Raw genomic sequence first — 22102 nt, forward strand, 5'->3', positions numbered from 1 at the left:
TGCCGCGGCACTCCCCCGACTCACACTCGTAACACGCCCGCGGGGTGCGGTCACGGCACCGTGCGACACTCACTCCGTGACCCAGACCAGGACCGGCCCCCGACACGAACACCGGGCACCGGTCGCCGCGGCGGTGCTGGTCAACCTGGCGCTCAGCCTGTTCCTGCCCGACGAGGTGCTGTTCTTCCCGTCGTGGGTCGTGCCGGTGCTCGGCGTCCTGCTGCTCACCCCGCTGATCGTCTTCAACCCGCGGCGCCTGACCCGCGAGACCACCTGGTCCCGGTGGGTGTCCTTCGCGCTGGCGGGACTGCTGACCGTCGCGAGCCAGCTCACGGTGATCCGGACGATCACCGAGTTGCTGGGCGGCCACGCGGACGGAGCGGCCGTGCTGCTCACCGCCCTGCAGGTGTGGGTGAGCACGATCATCGTGTTCGGGCTCGTCTACTGGGAGCTCGACCGCGGGGGTCCGGTGGCCCGGCGACGCCCCGAACTGTGGTCGAGCGCCGAAGCGGACTTCCAGTTCCCGCAGGAAACCGACCCGAAGACCGCCGACTGGCGCCCGGTCTACCTCGACTACCTCTACGTCGCGATGACGAACATGATGGCCTTCAGCCCCACGGACACGATGCCGATGACCGTCCGGGCGAAGATGATCATGGCGTACCAGGCGCTCAGCGGGTTCATCCTGCTGGCGCTGGTCATCTCGCGCGCGGTCAACATCATCAGCTGACACCGCGCTCCGGACCGGTGGAACCACGGACGGGAGGCACGGTGCCAGCTGGCACCGTGCCTCCCGTCCGTCGTCCGGTCGCCGCTACTGCGGGTCGGCGGGCTCGCCGCCCGAGTCGACGTCGCTGTCCTGCTGCGGGTCCTTCGTCGCGTCACCCGTCGACGACCCGTCCGGCAGGTCCTCGGTGTACTGCTGCTGGGTCTCGGTGGGATCGCTCGATCCGTCCGGTGTCGTCGAATCAGTCATGGCCCGGACGGTACGCGGACCGGCACCACGACCGTTCAGCGAGCGGACCCGCGCCGGAGCGCCACCCGCTGCAGCAGCATGATCGTCTTGCCGTCGGCGATCCGGCCGTCCGCGACCATCGCGAGTGCCGCATCGAGCGGGAGCTCGAGCACCTCGATGTCCTCACCCTCGTCCTCCACACCGCCGCCGGCCTCGACCCGGTCCGCGGGCGTGTACGCGCCCACGTAGAAGTGGACCCGCTCGGTGACCGAACCGGGGCTCATGAACACGGCACCCAGGTGCTCGAGCGCGCCGAGCCGGATGCCGAGCTCCTCGGCGGCCTCGCGCCGGACGGCGGTCTCCGGGTCGTCCTCGTCGAGCAGACCCGCAGCGGCCTCGATCAGCATGCCGTCCGGGTGTCCGTTCACGTACGCCGGCCACCGGAACTGCCGCGTGAGCAGCACCGTGCCGCGCTCGGCGTCGTACGGCAGCACCGTCGCACCGTTGCCGCGGTCGTAGGTCTCGCGCTGCTGCCGGTCCCACCGACCGTCACGGCGCCGGACGTCCAGGGTCGTGCGGCGGAGCACGTGCCATCCGTTCGACACCACCTCGACGTCCCGCACGACGACGTCGGGGTTGCGGTCGATGTCGCGGCCGACGGCGTCGAGCCCCGTCCGGCCACGATCGTCGGGGACGTCCACTCCGGGACGCTGGACGGTGGTGCGTTCGTCGGTCACACGATCACCGTAGCGAGGCACCCCGGCAGGACTCCGCCCCCTCGGTACGCTCGACGTGCCGCACCAGGGAGCGGCAGAGGACGGTGCAGCATGACCAGGACGTTCATCCTCCGACGACCGGACCGACCGCGGGTGGTCACCGTGTCATTCGTGCTGTGGCTGGTGTGGGTGGTCGCCTGCATCGCTGCCACGGTGCTGCAGTTCTGGAGGCCGGACGCGGCGGTCGACCCGGCTCCGGTCATCGCCGGGATCGTCGCCCTGGTGCTCTGGGCCCTGGTGACGTGGGCGGTGTTCCGGACGGCAGCGGGATCCCGGGTCGCACGCATCGTGCTCGTCGTCGTCGCGGGCTTCCGCGCGGTCCTGAGCATCACCGGCGGCCAGCTCGACGTCCTGACGATCGCACTGTCGGTCGTCGCCGCGGTCCTGCTCTTCCTGCCCACCGCGCGCCCGTACTTCGCCGCACGAGCGGCGTGGAGGACCGGCCACGGGTTCGACGGGACCGGCGTGTCGGGGCCGAGCCGTGCCTCCGCGCCGGATCCTGACCACACGACGGAGGCGGACCGGTCCTGACGCCGGAGGTTCGACGGACGGCCCGGGGAAGCCCCTCGAGACCAGGCCCCGGAAACAGGAAAGGCCCCGGATTCCTCCGGGGCCTTTCCTGTTCTTCGCCTGGTGCGCGAGGGGGGACTTGAACCCCCACGCCGTTTCCAGCACACGGACCTGAACCGTGCGCGTCTACCAATTCCGCCACTCGCGCCAGCCCCGAAACACTACCACGCACAGACGGGTGTCAACGCCAACCACTACCATGCAGTGGTTGACGACCGACGACACGGGAGACGCATGGGCCTGCTGGACAACTTCGAGCGAGGGTTGGAACGCGCCGTCAACGGCGCGTTCGCCAAGACCTTCCGCTCCGGGGTGCAGCCCGTCGAGATCTCGAGCGCCCTGCGGCGCGAGCTCGACACCAAGGCCGCGGTGGTCTCCCGCGAGCGCATCCTCGTGCCGAACGAGTTCACCGTTCGCCTGGCGCCGCCGGACTGCACACGCATGAACGACGTCGGTCGTCCGCTCATCGACGAACTGACCCAGATGGTGCACCAACACGCCGTGGCGCAGAACTACTCGTTCTCCGGCCCGGTCACCATCCGGCTCCAGCAGGACGGCACGCTCTCGACGGGCATCCTGCAGGTCGACTCCACCACCGTCCAGCGCGACGTGGCCTGGATCCCCGTGCTCGACATCGGCTCCCAGCGGCACCGACTGCACCGCGGGCGCACGGTGATCGGGCGCGGCAGCGACGCGGACATCACCATCGCGGACACCGGGACGAGCCGCAAGCACGTCGAGGTCCTGTGGGACGGCAAGCACGCGCAGGCCACCGATCTCGGCTCCACGAACGGCTCGAAGCTGAACGGTCAGCACTTCCAGCAGGCGATCGTTGAGCCGGACTCCACCATCGAGATCGGTCGGACCCGTATGGTGTTCCGGGTGATCCCGGAGAACGACGGAGGTGCTCGATGACCACAGGCCTGACCCTGCTCGTCCTGCGCTTCGTGTTCCTCGCGGTGCTCTGGCTGTTCGTCTTCGTGATCGTGTTCGCCCTGCGCAGCGATCTCTTCGGCCAGCGCGTCCGCACGATCCCGACCGATCCCAAGTCGGCCCCGTCCGGACCGAGCACCCCCACCGTCCCGGCAGCGGCGGCCCCCGGCCCCGCGTCCAGCGGCGCGTTCACGGACGTCATCGGACAGCCCGGTGGTGGACAGCGTCCCGCCTCGTCGGCCGCGTCCCGCCTGGTCATCACCGAGGGTGCGCGCGAGGGCATGGAGATGCCGCTCGGTGGCGGCCCCATCACGATCGGGCGCTCGAGCGAGTCGAACGTCGTGATCCGCGACGACTACACCTCGACCAACCACGCTCGCCTCGACCTGCGCGCCGACGGCTGGCTCCTCACCGACCTCGAGTCCACGAACGGCACCTTCGTCAACGGTCAGAAGGTGAGCGCTCCCGTCCTCGTGGCAGAGGGCACGCCGATCACGATCGGGACGACGACGTTCGAGCTGCGGCGGTAACCCGGCATGACCGCTCGCACGCTGAGCGCCGCTGTGTCCCACGTTGGGCGCATCCGCGCGAACAACCAGGACTCCGGCTACGCCGGGGCGCACCTGTTCGCGGTGGCGGACGGCATGGGCGGCCACGCCGGCGGTGACGTCGCCTCGGCGATCGCGATCCGCCGCATCCGCGAGGTCGACCGCGAGTTCCCCTCGGCGCACGACGCCGAGTTCGCACTGCAGTCGGCACTCATCGCCGCGAACCAGCTGATCACCGAGACCGTGTTCGAGCACCAGGAGCTCACCGGCATGGGCACCACGGTGTCCGCGATGATCCGCGTCGGCGAGCAGATCGCGATCGCGCACATCGGCGACTCCCGCATCTACCGCCACCGCGACGGCGAACTGCAGCAGATCACGTCGGACCACACGTTCGTCCAGCGACTGGTCGACAGCGGCCGGATCACGCCGGAGGAAGCCGCGGTGCACCCGCGCCGCTCCGTGCTGATGCGCGTGCTGGGCGACGTCGACGCAGCACCCGAGGTCGACACCGCGATCATGGACATCCAGCCGGGCGACCGCTGGCTGCTCTGCTCCGACGGCCTGTCGTCGTACCTGGCCGAAGAGCGGATCCGGCACGCCCTGGCGTCGAACATGGACGCCAACCAGGTCACGCAGCGCCTGGTGAAGGAGACGCTCGACCACGGCGCCCCCGACAACGTCACCGTCGTGGTGATGGACGTCACGGACACCGAGCCCGAGGACGACGACGACGCGGCCACCACCGTCGGGTCCGCCGCGGCGCCCCTCACCTTCGAGGCGTCGACCGGCCGCAAGCCGATCCGCCTCCCCACGATCCTGCTCCACCCGCTCAAGGTCACCACTGCGCCCGAGGACTCGCACTTCGAGCCCGAGTCCGACCAGTTCTTCGCCGAGCTCATCGCCGAGGACCGCCGACGCCGCATCCGTCGTCGGGTGTCCTGGACCGTCGCGCTCGTGGTCGCCGTCGCCGTGCTCGTCGGCGCCGTGTTCGTCGGTTGGCGGATCACCCAGGACCACTACTACGTCGGCACCGACCGGGGCACCGTCGCGATCTACAAGGGCGTGCAGCAGTCGATCGGGCCGTTGGCGCTGTCGGACGTGTACGAGGACAGCGACATCACGGTCTCGTCGCTGCCGGACTACACCCGCGAGAACGTCCGCTCGACGATCAACGCGCAGTCGCTCTCCGACGCCCGTGACATCGTCGAGCGCCTGCGCAAGGCCGCCGCGACCGGTGAGGACCAGGCCGGCACCGGCGGGGACGGCAACGCGAGTCCGTCGCCGTCGCCCTCACCGACGCGATCGTCCTCGCCGTCGCCGAACCCGACGCGGAGCTCGCGATGAGCACCGCCACGGCCGCCCAGTCCTTCACGCAGGCGATCACGATCAAGCTCCGGGAGCCCGCCCGTGCGCGGAACCTCGAGCTCTTCCTGCTCGTCATCGCCTGCGGCATCTGCGCGGGCGCGATGGTGCTCGTGCAGCTCGGCACCAAGGGCCGGCTGTTCGACCAGTCGGTGCTCTGGGTGGGTGGCGGCATCCTCGGCCTCGCGCTCGTCATGCACGTGGTGTTGCGCGTCGTCGCGAAGAACGCCGACCCGTTCATCCTGCCGATCGCGCTCGTCCTGAACGGCATCGGCATCGCCGAGATCTACCGCATCGACGTCCACAACGGCCTGTCCGGCTGGGACGCCATCGGCGTGAAGCAGATCGTCTGGACGATGCTCGCGATGGTCCTGGCGATCATCACGCTCGTCGCCGTCCGGAACCACCGGTTCCTGCAGCGGTACCGCTACATCTTCATGGCGCTGACGATCGTCCTGCTGCTCCTGCCCATGCTGCCCGGCATCGGCACGAACATCGGCGGCGCGCGGGTCTGGATCAAGATCGGCCCGTTCTCGTTCCAGCCCGGTGAGCTCGCGAAGATCACCATGGCGCTGTTCTTCGCCGGGTACCTCGTCACCGCCCGTGACTCGCTGTCGATCGTCGGCAAGAAGTTCCTCGGCATGACGTTCCCGCGTGCCCGCGACCTCGGGCCCATCCTGGTGATGTGGGGCGCCGCGATGGCCGTGCTCGTGTTCCAGCGCGACCTCGGCACCGCCCTGCTCTACTTCGGCCTGTTCCTCGTGATGATCTACGTCGCCACGGCACGGGTCAGCTGGGTCGCGATCGGTCTCACGCTGTTCATCGGTGGCGCCCTCGTCGCACAGAGTCTCCTCGAGTACGTCCGTGGCCGCTTCGAACAGTGGCTCGACCCGTTCAACCAAGAGGTCTTCAGCCGCGACACCCAGGCGAGCTACCAGCTCGTGCAGGGCCTGTTCGGCTTCGCGAACGGCGGGATCACCGGCACCGGCCTCGGCCAGGGCCGGCCGTACATCACCCCGGTCGCCAACGCCGACTACATCGTCGCGTCACTCGGCGAAGAGCTCGGCCTGATCGGTGTCTTCGCGATCCTCGCGCTCTTCATCGTGTTCGCGTCCCGTGGCATCCGCGTCGGGTTCATGGCGCAGGACGACTTCGGCAAGCTGCTCGGTGTGGGCTTCGGCTTCATCATCGCCCTGCAGGTGTTCGTCGTCGTCGGCGGCATCACCCGGATCATCCCCGTCACCGGTCTGACCACCCCGTTCATGGCCGCGGGTGGTTCCTCGCTCATCGCCAACTGGATCATCGCCGCGATGCTGCTGCGCCTGACCGACGCGATCCCCGCCGAACAGCGTGTCCAGCAGGGCGCGATCCCCGCCGCGAGCGGGCGGTCCGCGCGCGCGACCAGGAAGGAGCGTCGTCGATGAACCGACAGCTCCGCGGTGTCTCGACCGTCATCGTGCTCATGTTCGTCGCACTCTTCGTGTCGACGACCTCGATCCAGTTCTTCTCGGCAGACTCGTTGCGCGCCGACTCCCGGAACTCCCGAACCATCTTGGACAGTTACTCGACCAAGCGCGGCGCGATCCTCGTGGACGGCAGCCCGATCGCCGAGTCGACCCCGGTGAACGACCAGTACGAGTACCAGCGCAAGTACACGAACGGCGACCTGTACTCCGCGGTCACCGGCTACTTCACGATCGGCCAGGGCAACACCGGCATCGAGAGCGCGGAGAACACCGTGCTGTCCGGCAACTCGGACGCCTCGTTCTTCCAGAACCTCAACTCGATCCTCACCGGCCAGGACGTCCAGGGCGACAACGTCAACCTGACCATCGACCCGGACGTGCAGCAGGCCGCGTACGACGCCCTCGGCACGAACAGCGGTGCGGTCGTCGCGATCCAGCCCAAGACCGGCAAGATCCTGGCGATGGTGTCGAAGCCGAGCTACGACCCGAACTCGCTCACCTCGCACGACACGGCCGAGGTCAAGCGGCAGTACGACGCGCTGCTCGGTGCCGACACCGCGCCGCTGCAGAACCGTGCCATCGGCGGCGACCTGTACACGCCCGGATCGGTGTTCAAGCTCGTCGTCGCCTCGGCGGCGCTCGAGGGCGGCAAGTACAACCTCGACTCCACGTTCCCGAACCCGTCGCGACTGCAGCTGCCGGGGACGAGCTCGTACATCAACAACGCCGAGGGCGGCACCTGCGGCGGCGGCGACAAGGTCAAGCTGCGCACCGCGATCCAGTACTCGTGCAACATCCCCTTCGCCGAACTCGGTCAGAAGCTCGGGTACGACGCGATCAAGGACATGGCCGACAAGTACGGCTTCGGCGACGCCATCGAGATCCCGATGGCCGCGACCGCCAGCCAGTACCCCGACGTCGACTCGACGGCCCAGCTCATGCTGAGCGCCTTCGGCCAGGCGAGCGTCCGGGTCTCCCCGCTGCAGATGGCGATGGTGTCGGCCGGCATCGCGAACGGCGGCAAGGTCATGCAGCCCTCACTCGTCGACTCGATCACCACGAGTGACCTGAAGACCGTCGAGTCCTTCTCTCCGAGGCAGTACAGTGATCCGCTGTCGTCCTCCGAGTCCGCTGACCTCACCGAGGCCATGCAGAGCGTCGTGAACGCGGGGACCGGTACCAATGCCAAGATCGACGGTGTCGACGTCGCCGGCAAGACCGGCACGGCTGAAGGCGGCACCGGCGATCCGTACACGCTCTGGTTCACGGGGTTCGCCCCCGCGAAGGACCCGGAGGTCGCCGTGGCGGTGGTCGTCGGGAACGGCGGCGGGCTCGGGCAGTCCGGAGTCGGCAACACGGTCGCGGCCCCGGTCGCGAAGAAAGTCATGGAGGCGGTGCTGAACAAATGAGACCCACCAGCGGACTCACCTTCGGTGGGCGGTACCAGCTCTCCTCCCGGGTCGCCATCGGCGGCATGGGCGAGGTGTGGCAGGCGACCGACCTCGTCATCGGCCGAACCGTCGCACTCAAGATCCTCAAGGACGAGTACCTCGGTGACCCCGGCTTCCTCGAGCGCTTCCGCGCCGAGGCCCGGCACGCTGCCCTCGTCAACCACGAGGGCATCGCCAACGTCTTCGACTACGGCGAGGAGGACGGCAGCGCCTACCTCGTGATGGAGCTCGTCCCCGGCGAGGCCCTGTCGACCATGATCGAACGCGAGCACACGCTCCCGGTCGACAAGGTGCTCGACATCGTCGCGCAGACCGCGAACGCCCTGCAGGCCGCACACGCGGTCGGCCTGGTGCACCGCGACATCAAGCCGGGCAACCTGCTCATCACGCCCGACGGTCGCGTCAAGATCACCGACTTCGGCATCGCCCGCATCGCCGACCAGGTCCCGCTCACCGCGACCGGTCAGGTGATGGGCACGGTGCAGTACCTGTCGCCCGAGCAGGCCAGCGGCCACCCCGCCTCGCCGTCGACCGACATCTACTCGCTCGGCATCGTCGCGTACGAGGCCCTGGCGGGTCGTCGTCCGTTCACCGGTGAGTCGCAGGTCGCGATCGCGATGGCGCACATCAACGAGCAGCCGCCGCCGCTGCCCGGGGACATCCCCGAGCCGGTCTCGGCCCTGGTCATCTCGTGCATCGCGAAGAAGCCCGCCGACCGTCCCGCGACGGCAGCGAACCTGGCCCGCGCCGCCCAGGCGCTCCGCCGGGGTGACGTCGCCGCCGCCACCGTGGCCGTCCCCGCCATCGCGGGGAACGGCACCGTCGCGTTCAACCCGCCCCAGGGCCAGGGGAACGACGCCGCGACCGCACTCATCGGCACCCAGGCAGGATCGATGGCCGGCGGACCCGGGGCCCCCCGCTCGCCCGTCAGCGACGAGCCCGAGGAACCGAAGAAGAAGCGTGCCTGGATCTGGTGGGTCGTCGGCATCGTCGTCGTGCTCGCCATCGCCGCCGGCACGGCGTACGCCCTGAACGCGAACAACACCCCGGAGCCCGAGCCCACGAAGTCCTCGAGCACGCCGAAGCCGTCCCGCACGCCCAGCGAGACGCCGTCCCCCGAGCCGACCGAGACCCGCGTCACGGTGTCGGCAGCCGACTACCAGGGGCAGAACGCCGAGGACGTCGCGAACCAGCTGCGTGCCCGGGGTCTGCAGGCCGAGGTCGTCGACGGATCGAACGCGACGACGTCCGACCAGGTCGGCACCGTCGAGTCGCTCAGCCCCGAGGGCAGCCTGGCACCGAACACGCTCGTCACGATCAAGTCCTACGGCGACGTGCTGACCGCACCGGCGCCCGAGCGTGCCACCGGTGGGACCGTCAGTGAGTCCGGTCGCGTGACCTTCAGCTGGCCGGCGTACACGAGCTGCCCCGCCGGGTACTCGGACGTCAGCTACACGTACACGATCGACAACGGCACCGTGACGTCGAACGGCAGCAGCTCCGGCTCCACCTCGGGCACCGCGGTGACCGTCGCCGGTGCCCAGTACGGCAAGGTCGCCCTGTCGTACAAGGTCACCTGCAAGTCGCCGCAGTCCGATGCCTCGGTCGTCTCGGCGTCCTCGCCGGGCGCCCAGGTCGAGTGGACCGAGCCCACGGACCAGGAGACGACGGACCCGGGTGACGGAACGGACCCCGGCGACGGGACCAACCCGAGCCAGCCCGGCCCGCAGGACGGCCAGTGAACGACCCCCGGACGGGGGCTGTCGACACCGTTCGGTAACGGTTCGGTCGACCCCTCTCCGGCCAGCGTCTCACCAGGTCGTGCTGCCGTACACTAGCCGGACGAACAGACGGAGGAGTACGTGCCAGAAGGTGTGACCGCGGGGATCACGCTCCTCGCCAATCGCTACGAGATCGGTGACGTCATCGGTCGGGGCGGCATGGCGACCGTGCACCTCGGCAACGACACCCGCCTCGGCCGCAAGGTCGCGGTGAAGCTCCTCAAGCCGAGCCTCGCCAACGACCCGGCCTTCCGCACGCGCTTCCGGCAGGAAGCCCAGGCTGCTGCGCGCATGGCACACCCGACCGTCGTGCGCGTGTACGACGCCGGCGAAGAGACGGTGTCCGAGCCCTCGGGTGCCGAGGTGCAGGTGCCCTTCATCGTGATGGAGTACGTCGAGGGCCGACCGCTCTCCGACATCATCGCCGAAGGTGCCGTCGCCCCGGACGAAGCCGTCCGCATCACCGAGGGCATCCTCACCGCGCTCGAGTACTCGCACCGCGCCGGCGTCGTCCACCGTGACATCAAGCCCGCCAACGTCATGGTCACGCACAGCGGCCAGGTGAAGGTCATGGACTTCGGCATCGCCCGGGCGATCACCGACACCTCGGCCACGGTGGCCCAGACCACGTCGATCCTCGGCACGGCCTCGTACTTCTCACCGGAGCAGGCCCGCGGCGAGACCGTCGACGCCCGCACCGACCTGTACTCCACCGGCGTCGTGCTCTTCGAGCTCCTCACCGGTCGCGCGCCGTTCCTCGGGGACACCCCGGTGGCGGTCGCGTACCAGCACGTCAGCGAGCAGCCGGTCGCACCGTCGACGATCTCGCCCGAGGTATCCCCGGCCCTCGACGCCGTGACGCTCCACGCCCTGGTCAAGGACCGCACGCGCCGGTTCCAGAACGCGGCCGAGTTCCGCGCGGACCTGCAGCAGGCCGCGGCCGGCCGGGTCCCCACCTCCACCAAGAAGCAGCAGCAGAACGCCCAGAACGATGCGTCGACCGTGCTGTTCGGCGTCGATCCCCGCACGACGACCAACGCCGCCTCGGCGTTCCGCGAGCTCGACGACGACACCGCCGAGCACCGCCCGCAGCGCACGCAGAACCGTCCGCCGGTCGCGTGGATCTGGGTGGGCATCCTGCTCACCGTCGCGGTCATCGTGGCCGTGGTGTTCTTCGTCGCGAACCTGCAGCCCGGCAAGCCCCCGGTGTCGTCCTCGGTCAGCGTGCCGAACGTCGCAGGGTCGACGTACAGCTCCGCGGCCAGCGCCATCGAGAAGAAGTCCCTCAAGCCGGTCAAGGTCGAGGAGAACTCCGACAGCGTCGACAAGGGCCTGGTCATCCGGACCGACCCGGGTTCGGGCGTGAACGTCGGACGCAACCAGAACGTCAACGTCGTGGTCTCCATCGGACCGGAGCGCGTCCCCGTGCCCGAGCTGAACGGGCAGTCGCAAGCCGCAGCGCAACAGGCGCTCGACAACGCCGGCTTCCGCTTGGGCGCGATCTCGAGCGACTACTCCACCGACGTCCCCGAGGGCACGGTCCTGAGCTCCGACCCCGAGTCGGGTTCCCTGCACACCAAGGGCATCGTGATCAACCTGACGGTCTCCAACGGCAAGGTGCAGTTGCCCGACGTGACGCAGCAGCAGTACTCGGCGGCGAAGGCCACCGTGGAGCAGCTCGGACTCATCGTGAACCCGGCGCCGTCCTACTCGTGCACCGGCGGCGTGGTCACGCAGCAGGACACCCCCGCTGGCGACGTCGCGCAGGGCAGTGCCGTCACGCTCACCTACTGCGCACGAGCTGCGGCGCCGCCGAAGGCACCGTCGTCGAACAACAACAACGACAGCGGCGGCAGCGGTGGTGACGGTGGGAACACCGACCGCGGTGGCGACGACGGTGGCGACGGCCGCTGAGCCGACCACGGGGCCGGGCGGCGAACCCGACCATCTCGTGACGGGGCCGTCCTGACGGACGGGTGACGGGCCTCCAGTCCGCGGACCGGCGTTGCGGACGCGTGCGCCGCGCCCGTTCGTCACGGCTCCTTCGTCACGGCGTGTTCGTCACGGCGTGTTCGTCACAGCCTGGAGGCACAGCGCACGCCCGCCCCAGAACGCGCGGCACGCAGGCGGCCCGGTCCAGTGCCAGGCACACGCCGGCGTGTCGGCGTGACGCCCAGCAACGCACGAGACGCCGCCGATTCCGGCGGCGTCTCGTGAAGACGACGGCGTCTGCCGCCGCGGAGGCTCGTCAGGCGCGGTGCGTCGCGATGAGCGGCCCGAGACCGGCGGCGCGCTCGGCCGCTCCGGACAGCCCGGTGGTCTCGAGCCAGTTGCCGACCATGCGGTAGCCGCCCTCGGTCAGGACCGACTCCGGGTGGAACTGCACACCGAACACGGGGTGCTCGCGGTGCTGGACCCCCATGATGACCCCGCCGCCGGTGCGCGCCGTCACGGTGAGTTCGTCGGGGACCGTGCCATCGACGATCGCGAGCGAGTGGTAGCGCGTGGCCGTGAACGGGTGGGGGACGCCGTCGAACAGCGGACTGCCGTCGTGGTCGACCTGGGAGGTCTTGCCGTGCATGAGCTCCTCGGCGTGGGTGACCGTGGCACCGAGGGCCTCGGCGATGGCCTGGTGCCCGAGGCAGACGCCGAGGAGCGGGACCTCGGCGGCGATGGCGGCGTGCACGGTGGGGATCGAGACGCCCGCGGCCGCCGGTGTCCCCGGACCCGGGGAGAGCAGCACGCCGTCGTACTCGGCGATGCGGTCGGCGATCTCGGACTCGGGGAAGGCGTCGTTGCGGACGACGTCCGTCTCGGCGCCGAGCTGCTGCACGTAGCCGTTGAGCGTGTAGACGAAGCTGTCGTAGTTGTCGACGACGAGGATCCTGGTCATGGCGGTCCACCGTACTCGTGGGCGATGTGTGCGGCGGTCCGCGGGCCGATCCACACACGTGGTCACGGTAGGATACCGGCCATGGCCAAGGACAAGGACCGCACCAAGCCCGCCCGGAGGACCCGAGCCGACTCGGTCGACACCGCTGGGGACGCCCCCAACCCGGTGTGGTTCAAGCCGGTCATGTTCGGCTTCATGCTCGTCGGCCTGGTGTGGGTGATCGTCTTCTACATCTCGAACGCCACCCTGCCGGTCCCGAGCCTCGGCTCGTGGAACATCCTGATCGGCTTCGGCATCATGTTCGTCGGCTTCCTCATGACCACCCGGTGGCGCTGACCTCCAGGCTGCCGCCCCCGACGCCCGTCACACCGCAAGGTGTGGCGGGCGTTCTCGTTCTCCACAAGCAGGAGCTCCTCCGGACCGCACATCCTCGACGATCCTGCTGTTCTCCACACTTCTCCCCACTCTCCACACGATCATCCACAGCACCGCCCCGGAGTTATCCACAGCTGTGTCCACAGTGGGGATAATCACACTGGTGTAACTCACCACCTTCTCCACACCTGTGGATAACTCTCGGTGGCGCTGTGGACAGCTGTGGACGAGCAGGGCACGGACAGCACCGGGAACGACGAACGCCCCGTCGCAGTGCGACGGGGCGTTCGAGGAGCGCGTTGTGGCGGTGTCAGCCGATCGTGACCGCGTACCCGACAGCGGTGAGCGCGATGCCGAGCACCGCCGCGCCGATGATCAGGGCGATCTGCAGCGGTCGCTTCCGGACGTTGCGCGTCTGCGCGAAGACGAAGCCCATCAGGAACCCGCCGATGATCCCGCCGACGTGCGCCTGCCACGAGATGTTGACTCCGGGCAGGAACCCGATGACCAGGTTCAGTCCCATGAGCACGAGGAGTTGCACGGCGTTGTTCCCCAGGCTGCGCTGCAGCACGAAGAACGCGGCGAACAGCCCGAAGATCGCACCCGAAGCACCCAGCACGGTCGTCCCCGGCGCCAGGAAGGTGACGAGCATGGACCCGAAGATCCCGGTGATGAAGTACAGCGCCACGAACCGCCAGGTACCGAGCATGTTCTCGAGCATGCGACCGAAGATCCAGAGCGCCCACATGTTGAACAGGATGTGGAAGATGCCCGAGTGCACGAACAGCGAGGTCACCACACGCCAGGGCTGCGTCGGCAGCAGCAGCGAGTTGTAGGCGAGCAAGCTCGTGAAGAACCGTCCGCTGACCTGGTCGAGCAACCAGATCGCCACCGTGATCGCCACGATGACGGTCGTGCCCTTCTGGTCGAGCATCGCGAACCGACGCCGAGCGACCGTGAACCCGCTGGGGGCTCCGGACGCTCGGCGGTTCGCTGCGAACTGTGCGCGCTGTTCACGCACGCACTCCGGGCAGTGCACCCCGACCGCCGCCGGCGTCTGGCACTCCGGGCAGATCGTCCGCCCACAGCGCTGGCAGAGCACGAAGCTCTGCCGGTCCGGATGCCGGTAGCAGGTGTTGTTCGGGTTGTACGCCTGGTCGGTCACGTGCGGGTCAGACGCCTTCGACGTCGATGCTCTGGATGACGACGTCCTCGACGGGCTTGTCGCGGCCGTCGGTCGGCACGGCCTCGATCGCGTCGACGACCGCGCGGGACTCGTCGTCGGCGACCTCACCGAAGATGGTGTGCTTGCCCTGCAGCCACGGCGTCGCCACCGTGGTGATGAAGAACTGCGAGCCGTTGGTGCCGCGGCCGCCCTGGATGCCGGCGTTCGCCATGGCGAAGATGTAGGGGTTCTGGAACGTGAGCTCCGGGGAGATCTCGTCGTCGAAGCGGTAACCCGGGCCGCCGATGCCCTGGCCGAGCGGGTCGCCGCCCTGGATCATGAAGTCCTTGATGATGCGGTGGAAGATCACGCCGTCGTAGAGCTTGTCGGTCGAGACCTTGCCCGTGCCGGGGTGGGTCCACTCCTGCTGGCCCGTTGCGAGGTCGACGAAGTTCTTGACGGTCTTCGGTGCGTGGTTGCCGAACAGGTTGACGCGGATGTCGCCCTTGTTGGTGTGGATCGTTGCGACAGCGGTGTGCAGAGACATGTTCCGATTCTCGCATGTACTCCTGACCGTGGACGGATCCCACAGCTACGGCTCCGTGACCTGTCAGGCAGTGTGGTGGCAGGATGGGGTCACGCCGATCCGATGGAGGTACCAGATGACGACGATCGAGATCCCGCGAAAGCGTCGGAAGCAGATCAAGAAGCTCAAGGGCCAGACCGCCTCGCTCCTCGGCGAGCAGCGCAAGGTCCTCGAGCACGCGAACGCGATCCTGGCTGAGGCCCGGACCAACGCCGCGGACGCAGCTCGCAAGGACATCGCACCCCGCGTGCAGAACGCGATCGACAACGGGATCCGTCCCGCGTTCGCAACCGGCGTGCACGCTGCCACCTCGGCAGCGCAGAGCGCTTCGCACAAGTTCCAGTCCGAGGTGGTCCCCGGACTCGTCTCGACCGCTGGTTCGGTGCTGAGCGTGACCGATCTCGCGAAGGACCCCCGGGTCAAGAAGATCGTGAAGAACGCCCAGAAGAAGGGCAAGAAGGCCAAGAAGGCCGCTGCGAAGTACGTCCCGTCGCAGCAGAAGAAGGGCCTCGGCTTCGGCGGAGTCGCACTCATCATCGTCGGCGTCGTCGCCGTCGCCGGTGCTGCGTACGCCGCGTACCAGACGCTCCGTGCCGACGACGACCTCTGGGTCGCCGACGACGCTGACACGGCGGAGAAGCCCGCCGCCTGACCTCCCGGTTCGTACGAAGGGCCCCGGCACCAGCCGGGGCCCTTCGTCGTTCCCGGGCTTGGCGACCATGCACCCGCGCGCGGTGACGCGCCCTGAGCGCGCCCACCCACCCGCCTGGAGGCCCGCACCGGCCTGGCACCGCGCCTCCCGGCCGACGGGCCGTCACGCAACACGCCCCGGGGCAGCCACCGACAGGTCGCATCCTGTCGCCCGACGGACGCGCAGACGACAGTTCCAGCCACATCGGCAAACCGCACGCGGCATGTCGTGACCACTCGACAAGAAGCAACCTGCAGGGAGAGTGGCAAACCCAACCATCGCGGAGCGGCGCGTCGCCGAAGGCGCGCAGACAAGCACGACGACCGAAGACGGCGGAGCGAGGAACGAGCGAAGCAGGACTCGTGCAGAGGGAGTGGAGCCTGGGAGAATCGAACTCCCGACATCCTGCTTGCAAAGCAGGCGCTCTACCAACTGAGCTAAGGCCCCGAGTGCCACCGAGGTGATCGGCGACAGGATCGGATTGTCGTGCTGTTCCGGAGAACTGGTGGGGCTACAAGGACTTGAACCTTGGACCTCTTCGTTATCAGCGAAGCGCTCTAACCGCCTGAGCTATAGCCCCTCAGACCGGATGAAAGCCTACCGTACCGATCCCAGAGAACGAAATCGAGCAGTCGGCCTCATCCGGCCGGGTGTGTCAGTTGTTCGTGAAGCCCACGAGCAGCCCGCCCGTGATCCGCACACTGAGGTTGTAGAGCACGCTCACGATGGCGCCGAGCACGGTGCCGACGACCACGTTGAGGATGCCCACGACGATGGAGAACCCGAGGACCTGACCCAGCGAGAACTGGTCCATGATCGAGTAACTGTTCTGACCGGTGACGTCCTTCAGCAGGGCGTCGATCTGGGTGAACACACCCGTCTGGTTCAGGATGACCCACACCAGTGCCGTGGCGACCACGATCACGATGCTGCCGGCCAGGGCGATGAGGAAGCTCAGCTTCACCATCGACCAGAAGTCGACGTAGACCAGTCGCAACCGCACCTGGCGGGTGCCGACGGGTCGCTTCGCCTTCTTCTGGAGCTTCTCGGCGACACTACTCATTGCTTGACTGGTCCTCTCCGGCCTCGTCTGCGACGGGCTCGGTGTCGATGGGATCAGTGGAATCCGGGGCCGCTTCGGCAGGGCTGACCGTCTCCACCGGGCCCGCGGGCTCGATCTCGGCGTCGTCCTGGTCGTCCAGGTTCCGCTCGGTGTTCCGGGCCACCGCGATGATCCGGTCGTTCTCCGCGAACCTCGCGAAGACGACGCCCATCGTGTCACGGCCCTTGGCAGGGACCTCGGCCACGGCAGACCTTACCACCTTGCCCGATTGCAGCACGACGAGCACTTCGTCGTCCTCGCCGACGATGAGAGCGCCCACAAGATCGCCTCGGTCGAGCGCCAACTTGGCCACCTTGATGCCCAGACCGCCACGGCCCTGCACGCGGTACTGGTCGACTGCGGTGCGCTTGGCGTAGCCACCCTCGGTCATCACCCAGACGAACCCGTCGTCGGAGACGACCCGAGCCGCGAGCAGCGAGTCACCGTCGCGGAAGGACATGCCCTTCACACCCGAGGTCGATCGACCCATCGGACGCAGGGTGTCGTTCGTCGCCGTGAAGCGGAGCGACATGCCCTGGCGGGACACCAGCAGCAGGTCGTCGTGCTCGTCGACGAGCAGCGCCTGGCGGAGCTTGTCGCCGTCGCGCAGGTTGATCGCGATGATGCCGCCGGTGCGGTTCGTGTCGTACTCGGTCAGCGCGGTCTTCTTCACCAGGCCGTGCTCGGTCGCGAGGACGAGGTACTGGGCGACCTCGTAGTCGCGGATGTCGAGCACCTGCTGGATCTGCTCGTCGGGCTGCATCGCCAGCAGGTTCGCGACGTGCTGGCCCTTCGCGTCACGGCCGGCCTCCTGCAGCTCGTACGCCTTGGCGCGGTAGACCCGTCCCTGGTCGGTGAGGAACAGGAGCCAGTGGTGCGTCGTCGTGACGAAGAAGTGCTCGACGATGTCGTCGGCGCGGAGCTGGGCCCCACGGACACCTCGGCCACCGCGGTGCTGCGAGCGGTACTGGTCGCTCCGCGTGCGCTTGACGTAGCCACCGCGGGTGATGGTGACAACCATCTCCTCTTCGGGGATCAGGTCTTCCATCGACATGTCGCCGTCGTAGCCGAACATGATCTCGGTGCGGCGGTCGTCGCCGAAGCGGTCGACGATCTCGCTGAGCTCGTCGCGGATGATCGAGCGCTGACGGCTCTCCGACGCCAGGATGTCCTGGAAGTCGGCGATCTTGCGCTCGAGTTCTTCGGCCTCGTCGTGGATCTTCTGGCGCTCCAGGGCCGCGAGGCGACGGAGCTGCAGCTCGAGGATCGCGCGCGCCTGGATCTCGTCGACGGACAGCAGGTCCATCAGGCCGGTGCGGGCCTCTTCGACGTCGGGCGAACGACGGATGAGCGCGATGACCTCGTCGAGGGCGTCGAGCGCAGCCAGGTACCCGCGCAGGATGTGGGCGCGCTTCTCGGCCTCGCGCAGCCGGTACTGCGTGCGGCGCACGATGACGTCGACCTGGTGGGCGACCCACGCCGAGATGAAGCCGTCGAGCGGCAGGGTGCGGGGCACACCGTCGACGATCGCGAGCATGTTCGCGCCGAAGTTCTCCTGCAGCTGGGTGTGCTTGTACAGGTTGTTCAGCACGACCTTGGCGACGGCGTCGCGCTTCAGCACGATGACCAGGCGCTGCCCGGTTCGACCGGAGGTCTCGTCGCGGATGTCGGCGACGCCGGCGAGCTTGCCGTCCTTGACCAGTTCGGCGATCTTGATCGCCAGGTTGTCCGGGTTGACCTGGTACGGCAGCTCGGTGACGACGAGGCAAGTGCGCCCCTGGATCTCCTCCACCGAGACCACGGCACGCATCGTGATCGAGCCACGGCCGGTGCGGTAGGCGTCCTGGATGCCCTTGGTGCCGAGCACCTGCGCACCGGTCGGGAAGTCCGGGCCCTTGATGCGCTGCATGAGCGCGGCGAGCAGCTCTTCGCGGGTGGCGTCGGGGTTGTCGAGCGCCCACTTCGCACCCTCGGCGACCTCGCGCAGGTTGTGCGGCGGGATGTTCGTGGCCATGCCGACCGCGATGCCGACGGACCCGTTGACGAGCAGGTTCGGGAACCGGGCCGGCAGGATCGCCGGCTCCTGCGTGCGGCCGTCGTAGTTGTCCTGGAAGTCGACGGTGTCCTCGTCGATGTCGCGGACCATCTCGAGCGCGAGCGGCGCCATCTTCGTCTCGGTGTACCGCGGGGCGGCGGCGCCGTCGTTGCCGGGCGAACCGAAGTTGCCCTGGCCGAGCGCCAGCGGGTACCGGAGCGACCACGGCTGCACCAGACGGACCAGGGCGTCGTAGATCGCCGAGTCACCGTGCGGGTGGAACTGGCCCATCACGTCACCGACGACGCGGGAGCACTTCGAGAACGCACGGTCCGGGCGGTAACCGCCGTCGAACATCGCGTAGATCACACGGCGGTGCACCGGCTTGAGGCCGTCGCGGACCTCCGGCAGGGCACGACCGACGATGACCGACATCGCGTAGTCGAGGTACGAGCGCTGCATCTCGAGCTGCAGGTCGACCTGCGAGATGCGGTCACCGGAGACGACGATGTCCCCGCTGTCGCCGTGGACGATCTCGGGCTGCTCGTCGGCGCCGTTCTCGTTGTCGTCAGCCATGTGGCTTCGTTCCCTTTCTGGACAGCCTGGAGGCTGTGGTTCCGTTGGTCGCGCCGGGCGCGACCACAGGTGGTCAGGACTGGTCGACGCGGCTCACACCGCGCCTCCTGGCCGTTAGATGTCGAGGAAGCGGACGTCCTTGGCGTTCTGCTGGATGAACTGGCGACGTGCGTCGACGTCCTCACCCATCAGCGTCGAGAAGGTGCTGTCGACCGCGGCTGCGTCCTCCAGCGTGACCTGCAGGAGCGTGCGGGTGTCCGGGTTCATCGTGGTGTCCCAGAGCTCCTTGTAGTCCATCTCGCCGAGGCCCTTGTAGCGCTGGATCCCGTTGTCCTTCGGGATGCGCTTGCCGGCGGCGAGGCCGGCCTGCATCAGGGCGTCGCGCTCCCGGTCGCTGAACACGTACTCGTGCGCCGAGTTCGACCACTTCAGGCGGTACAGCGGCGGCTGCGCGAGGTACACGTACCCACGCTCGATGAGCGGACGCATGTAGCGGAAGAGCAGCGTGAGCAGCAGCGTCGTGATGTGCTGGCCGTCGACGTCGGCATCGGCCATCAGCACGATCTTGTGGTACCGGGCCTTGTCCGGGTCGAAGTCCTCACCGATGCCGGCGCCGAACGCCGTGATCATCGACTGGATCTCCTGGTTGGCGAGGGCACGGTCGAGCCGGGCCTTCTCAACGTTCAGGATCTTGCCGCGCAGCGGCAGGATCGCCTGGGTCATCGGGTTTCGGCCCTGCACGGCGGAACCACCGGCGGAGTCGCCCTCGACCATGAAGATCTCCGACAGGGTCGGGTCCTTTGACTGGCAGTCCTTGAGCTTGCCGGGCATGCCGCCCGACTCGAGCAGCCCCTTGCGACGGGTGGTCTCGCGTGCCTTGCGGGCCGCGAGCCGAGCCTGCGACGCCTGGATCGCCTTGCGGACGACGTCGCGTGCCTGCGTCGGGTTGCTCTCGAACCAGTGGGTCAGCTCGGTGCCGACGACACGCTGCACGAACGACTTCGCCTCGGTGTTGCCGAGCTTGGTCTTCGTCTGCCCTTCGAACTGCGGCTCGCCGAGCTTCACGGAGATGACGGCGGTGAGCCCTTCGCGGATGTCGTCACCCGTCAGGTTGTCGTCCTTCTCCTTGATGATCTTCGCCTCACGCGCGTAGCGGTTGACGAGGGTCGTGAGCGCGGCGCGGAAGCCCTCTTCGTGGGTCCCGCCTTCGTGCGTGTTGATCGTGTTCGCGAAGGTGTGGACGCTCTCCTGGTACGAGGTGTTCCACTGCATCGCGACCTCGAGCGCGATCTTGCGGTCCGGGTCCTCGGACTCGAAGCCGATGACGTCGGGGTGGACGAGGTCGGCCTTCTTCTGCGCGTTGATGAACTCGACGTAGTCGGCGAGCCCACGCTCGTACATGAAAGTGTCGTTGCGAGCTTCTTCCCCTTCTTCGGGGGCGCGCTCGTCGCGCAGGTTGATCCGCAGACCCTTGTTCAGGAAGGCCATCTGCTGGAAGCGCGTGCGCAGGGTCTCGTAGTCGAAGACGACGGACTCGAAGATCTCGGCGTTCGGCCAGAACGTGATCGTCGTCCCGGTCTCGTCGGCCGGTTCGTCCTTCGAGACGGGGGCCACTGGGACACCGTCGGTGTAGCTCTGACGCCAGACGTGGCCCTGCCGACGGACCTCGACGTCGAGCTCGGAACTCAGCGCGTTCACGACGGACGAACCGACGCCGTGCAGACCGCCGGAGACGGCGTAGCCGCCACCACCGAACTTGCCGCCGGCGTGCAGGACGGTGAGGACGACCTGCAGGGTCGAGACCCCCTCGGCCGCGTGGACGTCGACCGGGATGCCACGGCCGTTGTCGACCACCCGGACGCCACCGTCTTCACGGATGCTCACGTCGATGGTGTCGCAGTACCCGGCGAGGGCTTCGTCGACCGAGTTGTCGACGATCTCCTGGACCAGGTGGTGCAGACCGCGGGGACCGGTCGAACCGATGTACATACCGGGACGCTTGCGGACCGCCTCGAGCCCCTCGAGCACCTGAATCTGGTCTGCGCCGTAGGACGGTTCGCTCTGCGGGGTCTCCGCTTCGAGCGGGTTCTGCGGGTCGTCTTCAGATTCTGATGCCATGTCGAGCGTGCTCCTGCCTGCGCGCGGAACGCCCGCGCACTGCACCTCCCAGTCTACCGCAGAGCCCCCTCTTTCGAGGGCTCATCTGCCCCACAGACGGGCTTTTCTGGCACTCCAGGATGATTTCGTCGCCTCAACCGTAGGTGTCGCGAGGACCGCGCCCCTGGACCGTCCTGGGGCCGCGTTTCCAGGTGGGGGCGTCCGGGCCGGAAACCCTGATCGACTCGACCCCTGCTTCCGGGTGCCGTTCCGCGATGGTGGTCGTGACCGTTGCGCGCATCAGTCGGAGCTGGGTCGCCCAGGCCGTCGAGTCGCACCGGATGACGAGTGCGCCGTCGTCGATGGTCACCGGGCGGGAGTGCTTCGCCAGCTCCTCGCCGACGACGCTCGGCCAGTCCACGAAGAGCTCGGAGCGGGCGAGTGGTTCGGTCCACCCGAGCTCGTGGGCGAGCGACCCGACGATGTCGGCGAGGCCCTTCGGCTCACGGCCGCGCCCGTACGGCACGGTGTCGGCGTCGAACTCGCGAGCGCGTCGGCGGCGGGCGTCGGTGCCGCGCTTGGACGGGTCGCCGAACACGGCGCGCAGGTGCCGGTACACCTGCGAGGGTTCGGTGGGCTTGCGGGGCTTCGGCATCAGGCGTCGGCTCCGGCGGGGGTGGGGTCGTCGTCGGTCTTGCTGTCGGCGCCCGCCGTGGTGTCGGCGTCCGCCGGCTCCG

20 protein-coding genes and 3 tRNA genes are annotated in these 22102 nt (G+C 68.5%); 11 read left to right on the forward strand and 12 right to left on the reverse strand.

The features are described 5' to 3' along the window. Positions 1–76 precede the first annotated feature (76 nt). Positions 77–730 carry a DUF1345 domain-containing protein gene (locus ITJ50_RS03140; protein ID WP_042539994.1) on the forward strand — a complete coding sequence of 218 codons (654 nt, stop codon included), beginning with the start codon at positions 77–79 and terminating at the stop codon, positions 728–730. Positions 731–814: 84 nt separating this feature from the next. Here ITJ50_RS03140 and ITJ50_RS03145 read toward each other — a convergent pair whose 3' ends face one another. Beyond that, positions 815–976, reverse strand: coding sequence for a hypothetical protein (locus tag ITJ50_RS03145; RefSeq protein WP_156155365.1), 162 nt, complete (start codon positions 974–976; stop codon positions 815–817). Positions 977–1011: 35 nt separating this feature from the next. Then, entirely contained in the window at positions 1012–1692 is a 681-nt protein-coding gene (locus ITJ50_RS03150; RefSeq protein ID WP_194589898.1) for an NUDIX domain-containing protein, read from the reverse strand. A 90-nt stretch (positions 1693–1782) separates the two neighbouring features. On the opposite strand from ITJ50_RS03150, the gene ITJ50_RS03155 reads away from it, so the two are divergent. Further along, a complete protein-coding gene (locus tag ITJ50_RS03155) occupies positions 1783–2262 on the forward strand; it encodes a hypothetical protein (protein WP_194589899.1) in 480 nt (159 codons plus the stop codon). Positions 2263–2362: 100 nt separating this feature from the next. On the opposite strand, the gene ITJ50_RS03160 is transcribed toward ITJ50_RS03155, so the two are convergent. Continuing rightward, positions 2363–2449: transfer RNA gene (locus ITJ50_RS03160), tRNA-Leu, on the reverse strand. A gap of 86 nt (positions 2450–2535) precedes the next feature. Here ITJ50_RS03160 and ITJ50_RS03165 point away from each other — a divergent pair. From ITJ50_RS03165 to pknB, 7 genes are all read left to right on the forward strand, one after another. Further along, complete coding sequence (locus tag ITJ50_RS03165; protein ID WP_017887797.1) at positions 2536–3216, forward strand: FhaA domain-containing protein; 681 nt, start codon at positions 2536–2538, stop codon at positions 3214–3216. Beyond that, the gene (locus tag ITJ50_RS03170; RefSeq protein WP_042539989.1) at positions 3213–3764 is read left to right on the forward strand and encodes an FHA domain-containing protein; all 552 of its coding nucleotides are present in this window, start codon (positions 3213–3215) and stop codon (positions 3762–3764) included. Before ITJ50_RS03165 ends, ITJ50_RS03170 begins: the two co-directional genes overlap by 4 nt. A gap of 6 nt (positions 3765–3770) precedes the next feature. After that, positions 3771–5129 carry a Stp1/IreP family PP2C-type Ser/Thr phosphatase gene (locus ITJ50_RS03175; protein WP_017887799.1) on the forward strand — a complete coding sequence of 453 codons (1359 nt, stop codon included), beginning with the start codon at positions 3771–3773 and terminating at the stop codon, positions 5127–5129. Continuing rightward, complete coding sequence (locus tag ITJ50_RS03180) at positions 5126–6571, forward strand: FtsW/RodA/SpoVE family cell cycle protein (RefSeq protein ID WP_017887800.1); 1446 nt, start codon at positions 5126–5128, stop codon at positions 6569–6571. The genes ITJ50_RS03175 and ITJ50_RS03180 overlap by 4 nt, the downstream gene beginning before the upstream one ends. Then, complete coding sequence (locus tag ITJ50_RS03185; RefSeq protein WP_017887801.1) at positions 6568–8022, forward strand: peptidoglycan D,D-transpeptidase FtsI family protein; 1455 nt, start codon at positions 6568–6570, stop codon at positions 8020–8022. The genes ITJ50_RS03180 and ITJ50_RS03185 overlap by 4 nt, the downstream gene beginning before the upstream one ends. Continuing rightward, on the forward strand, positions 8019–9806 hold the full coding sequence (locus tag ITJ50_RS03190; protein WP_042539987.1) for a serine/threonine-protein kinase: 1788 nt from the start codon (positions 8019–8021) through the stop codon (positions 9804–9806). Before ITJ50_RS03185 ends, ITJ50_RS03190 begins: the two co-directional genes overlap by 4 nt. A 120-nt stretch (positions 9807–9926) precedes the next feature. Continuing rightward, positions 9927–11759: a Stk1 family PASTA domain-containing Ser/Thr kinase gene (gene pknB / locus ITJ50_RS03195; protein ID WP_323749876.1), complete on the forward strand. Its 1833-nt coding sequence runs from the start codon at positions 9927–9929 to the stop codon at positions 11757–11759. A gap of 334 nt (positions 11760–12093) precedes the next feature. Here pknB and ITJ50_RS03200 read toward each other — a convergent pair whose 3' ends face one another. Then, the gene (locus tag ITJ50_RS03200; RefSeq protein ID WP_017887804.1) at positions 12094–12738 is read right to left on the reverse strand and encodes an anthranilate synthase component II; all 645 of its coding nucleotides are present in this window, start codon (positions 12736–12738) and stop codon (positions 12094–12096) included. A gap of 81 nt (positions 12739–12819) precedes the next feature. On the opposite strand from ITJ50_RS03200, the gene ITJ50_RS03205 reads away from it, so the two are divergent. Further along, complete coding sequence (locus ITJ50_RS03205; RefSeq protein WP_017887805.1) at positions 12820–13074, forward strand: cell division protein CrgA; 255 nt, start codon at positions 12820–12822, stop codon at positions 13072–13074. A gap of 349 nt (positions 13075–13423) precedes the next feature. On the opposite strand, the gene ITJ50_RS03210 is transcribed toward ITJ50_RS03205, so the two are convergent. Both ITJ50_RS03210 and ITJ50_RS03215 read right to left on the reverse strand, forming a co-directional pair. Beyond that, entirely contained in the window at positions 13424–14278 is an 855-nt protein-coding gene (locus tag ITJ50_RS03210; protein ID WP_017887806.1) for a rhomboid family intramembrane serine protease, read from the reverse strand. A 7-nt stretch (positions 14279–14285) separates the two neighbouring features. Next, positions 14286–14825, reverse strand: a complete 540-nt coding sequence (locus ITJ50_RS03215) for a peptidylprolyl isomerase (RefSeq protein WP_017887807.1) — start codon at positions 14823–14825, stop codon at positions 14286–14288. A gap of 115 nt (positions 14826–14940) precedes the next feature. Between ITJ50_RS03215 and ITJ50_RS03220 the strand changes: the two genes are divergently transcribed. Then, on the forward strand, positions 14941–15516 hold the full coding sequence (locus tag ITJ50_RS03220; protein WP_017887808.1) for a hypothetical protein: 576 nt from the start codon (positions 14941–14943) through the stop codon (positions 15514–15516). A gap of 413 nt (positions 15517–15929) precedes the next feature. On the opposite strand, the gene ITJ50_RS03225 is transcribed toward ITJ50_RS03220, so the two are convergent. The 6 genes from ITJ50_RS03225 to ITJ50_RS03250 form a co-directional block, all read right to left on the reverse strand. After that, positions 15930–16002 (reverse strand) — tRNA-Ala (locus ITJ50_RS03225). A 56-nt stretch (positions 16003–16058) separates the two neighbouring features. Continuing rightward, a tRNA-Ile gene (locus ITJ50_RS03230) sits at positions 16059–16135 on the reverse strand. Positions 16136–16210: 75 nt separating this feature from the next. Next, positions 16211–16618, reverse strand: a complete 408-nt coding sequence (locus ITJ50_RS03235) for a DUF3566 domain-containing protein (RefSeq protein WP_017887809.1) — start codon at positions 16616–16618, stop codon at positions 16211–16213. After that, complete coding sequence (gene gyrA, locus ITJ50_RS03240) at positions 16611–19268, reverse strand: DNA gyrase subunit A (RefSeq protein ID WP_017887810.1); 2658 nt, start codon at positions 19266–19268, stop codon at positions 16611–16613. The genes ITJ50_RS03235 and gyrA overlap by 8 nt, the downstream gene beginning before the upstream one ends. A gap of 114 nt (positions 19269–19382) precedes the next feature. Beyond that, a complete protein-coding gene (gene gyrB, locus ITJ50_RS03245; protein ID WP_017887811.1) occupies positions 19383–21386 on the reverse strand; it encodes a DNA topoisomerase (ATP-hydrolyzing) subunit B in 2004 nt (667 codons plus the stop codon). A 133-nt stretch (positions 21387–21519) separates the two neighbouring features. Continuing rightward, complete coding sequence (locus ITJ50_RS03250) at positions 21520–22020, reverse strand: DUF721 domain-containing protein (RefSeq protein WP_017887812.1); 501 nt, start codon at positions 22018–22020, stop codon at positions 21520–21522. Positions 22021–22102 lie beyond the last annotated feature (82 nt).

Origin of the sequence: Curtobacterium sp. VKM Ac-2889 (genome assembly GCF_015350855.1) — a bacterium.
In the GTDB taxonomy this organism is placed as follows: Bacteria; Actinomycetota; Actinomycetes; order Actinomycetales; family Microbacteriaceae; genus Curtobacterium; species Curtobacterium poinsettiae.

What these genes read in the sequence shown, in the direction of transcription:
- ITJ50_RS03215 (WP_017887807.1), bottom strand. Translation starts at nt 14,825, where the DNA reads ATGTCTCTGCACACCGCTGTCGCAACGATCCACACCAACAAGGGCGAC.
- gyrA (WP_017887810.1), bottom strand. Translation starts at nt 19,268, where the DNA reads ATGGCTGACGACAACGAGAACGGCGCCGACGAGCAGCCCGAGATCGTC.
- ITJ50_RS03165 (WP_017887797.1), top strand. Translation starts at nt 2,536, where the DNA reads ATGGGCCTGCTGGACAACTTCGAGCGAGGGTTGGAACGCGCCGTCAAC.
- ITJ50_RS03220 (WP_017887808.1), top strand. Translation starts at nt 14,941, where the DNA reads ATGACGACGATCGAGATCCCGCGAAAGCGTCGGAAGCAGATCAAGAAG.
- ITJ50_RS03205 (WP_017887805.1), top strand. Translation starts at nt 12,820, where the DNA reads ATGGCCAAGGACAAGGACCGCACCAAGCCCGCCCGGAGGACCCGAGCC.
- gyrB (WP_017887811.1), bottom strand. Translation starts at nt 21,386, where the DNA reads ATGGCATCAGAATCTGAAGACGACCCGCAGAACCCGCTCGAAGCGGAG.
- ITJ50_RS03180 (WP_017887800.1), top strand. Translation starts at nt 5,126, where the DNA reads ATGAGCACCGCCACGGCCGCCCAGTCCTTCACGCAGGCGATCACGATC.
- ITJ50_RS03175 (WP_017887799.1), top strand. Translation starts at nt 3,771, where the DNA reads ATGACCGCTCGCACGCTGAGCGCCGCTGTGTCCCACGTTGGGCGCATC.
- ITJ50_RS03190 (WP_042539987.1), top strand. Translation starts at nt 8,019, where the DNA reads ATGAGACCCACCAGCGGACTCACCTTCGGTGGGCGGTACCAGCTCTCC.
- ITJ50_RS03145 (WP_156155365.1), bottom strand. Translation starts at nt 976, where the DNA reads ATGACTGATTCGACGACACCGGACGGATCGAGCGATCCCACCGAGACC.
- ITJ50_RS03235 (WP_017887809.1), bottom strand. Translation starts at nt 16,618, where the DNA reads ATGAGTAGTGTCGCCGAGAAGCTCCAGAAGAAGGCGAAGCGACCCGTC.
- ITJ50_RS03250 (WP_017887812.1), bottom strand. Translation starts at nt 22,020, where the DNA reads ATGCCGAAGCCCCGCAAGCCCACCGAACCCTCGCAGGTGTACCGGCAC.
- ITJ50_RS03200 (WP_017887804.1), bottom strand. Translation starts at nt 12,738, where the DNA reads ATGACCAGGATCCTCGTCGTCGACAACTACGACAGCTTCGTCTACACG.
- ITJ50_RS03155 (WP_194589899.1), top strand. Translation starts at nt 1,783, where the DNA reads ATGACCAGGACGTTCATCCTCCGACGACCGGACCGACCGCGGGTGGTC.
- ITJ50_RS03170 (WP_042539989.1), top strand. Translation starts at nt 3,213, where the DNA reads ATGACCACAGGCCTGACCCTGCTCGTCCTGCGCTTCGTGTTCCTCGCG.
- ITJ50_RS03185 (WP_017887801.1), top strand. Translation starts at nt 6,568, where the DNA reads ATGAACCGACAGCTCCGCGGTGTCTCGACCGTCATCGTGCTCATGTTC.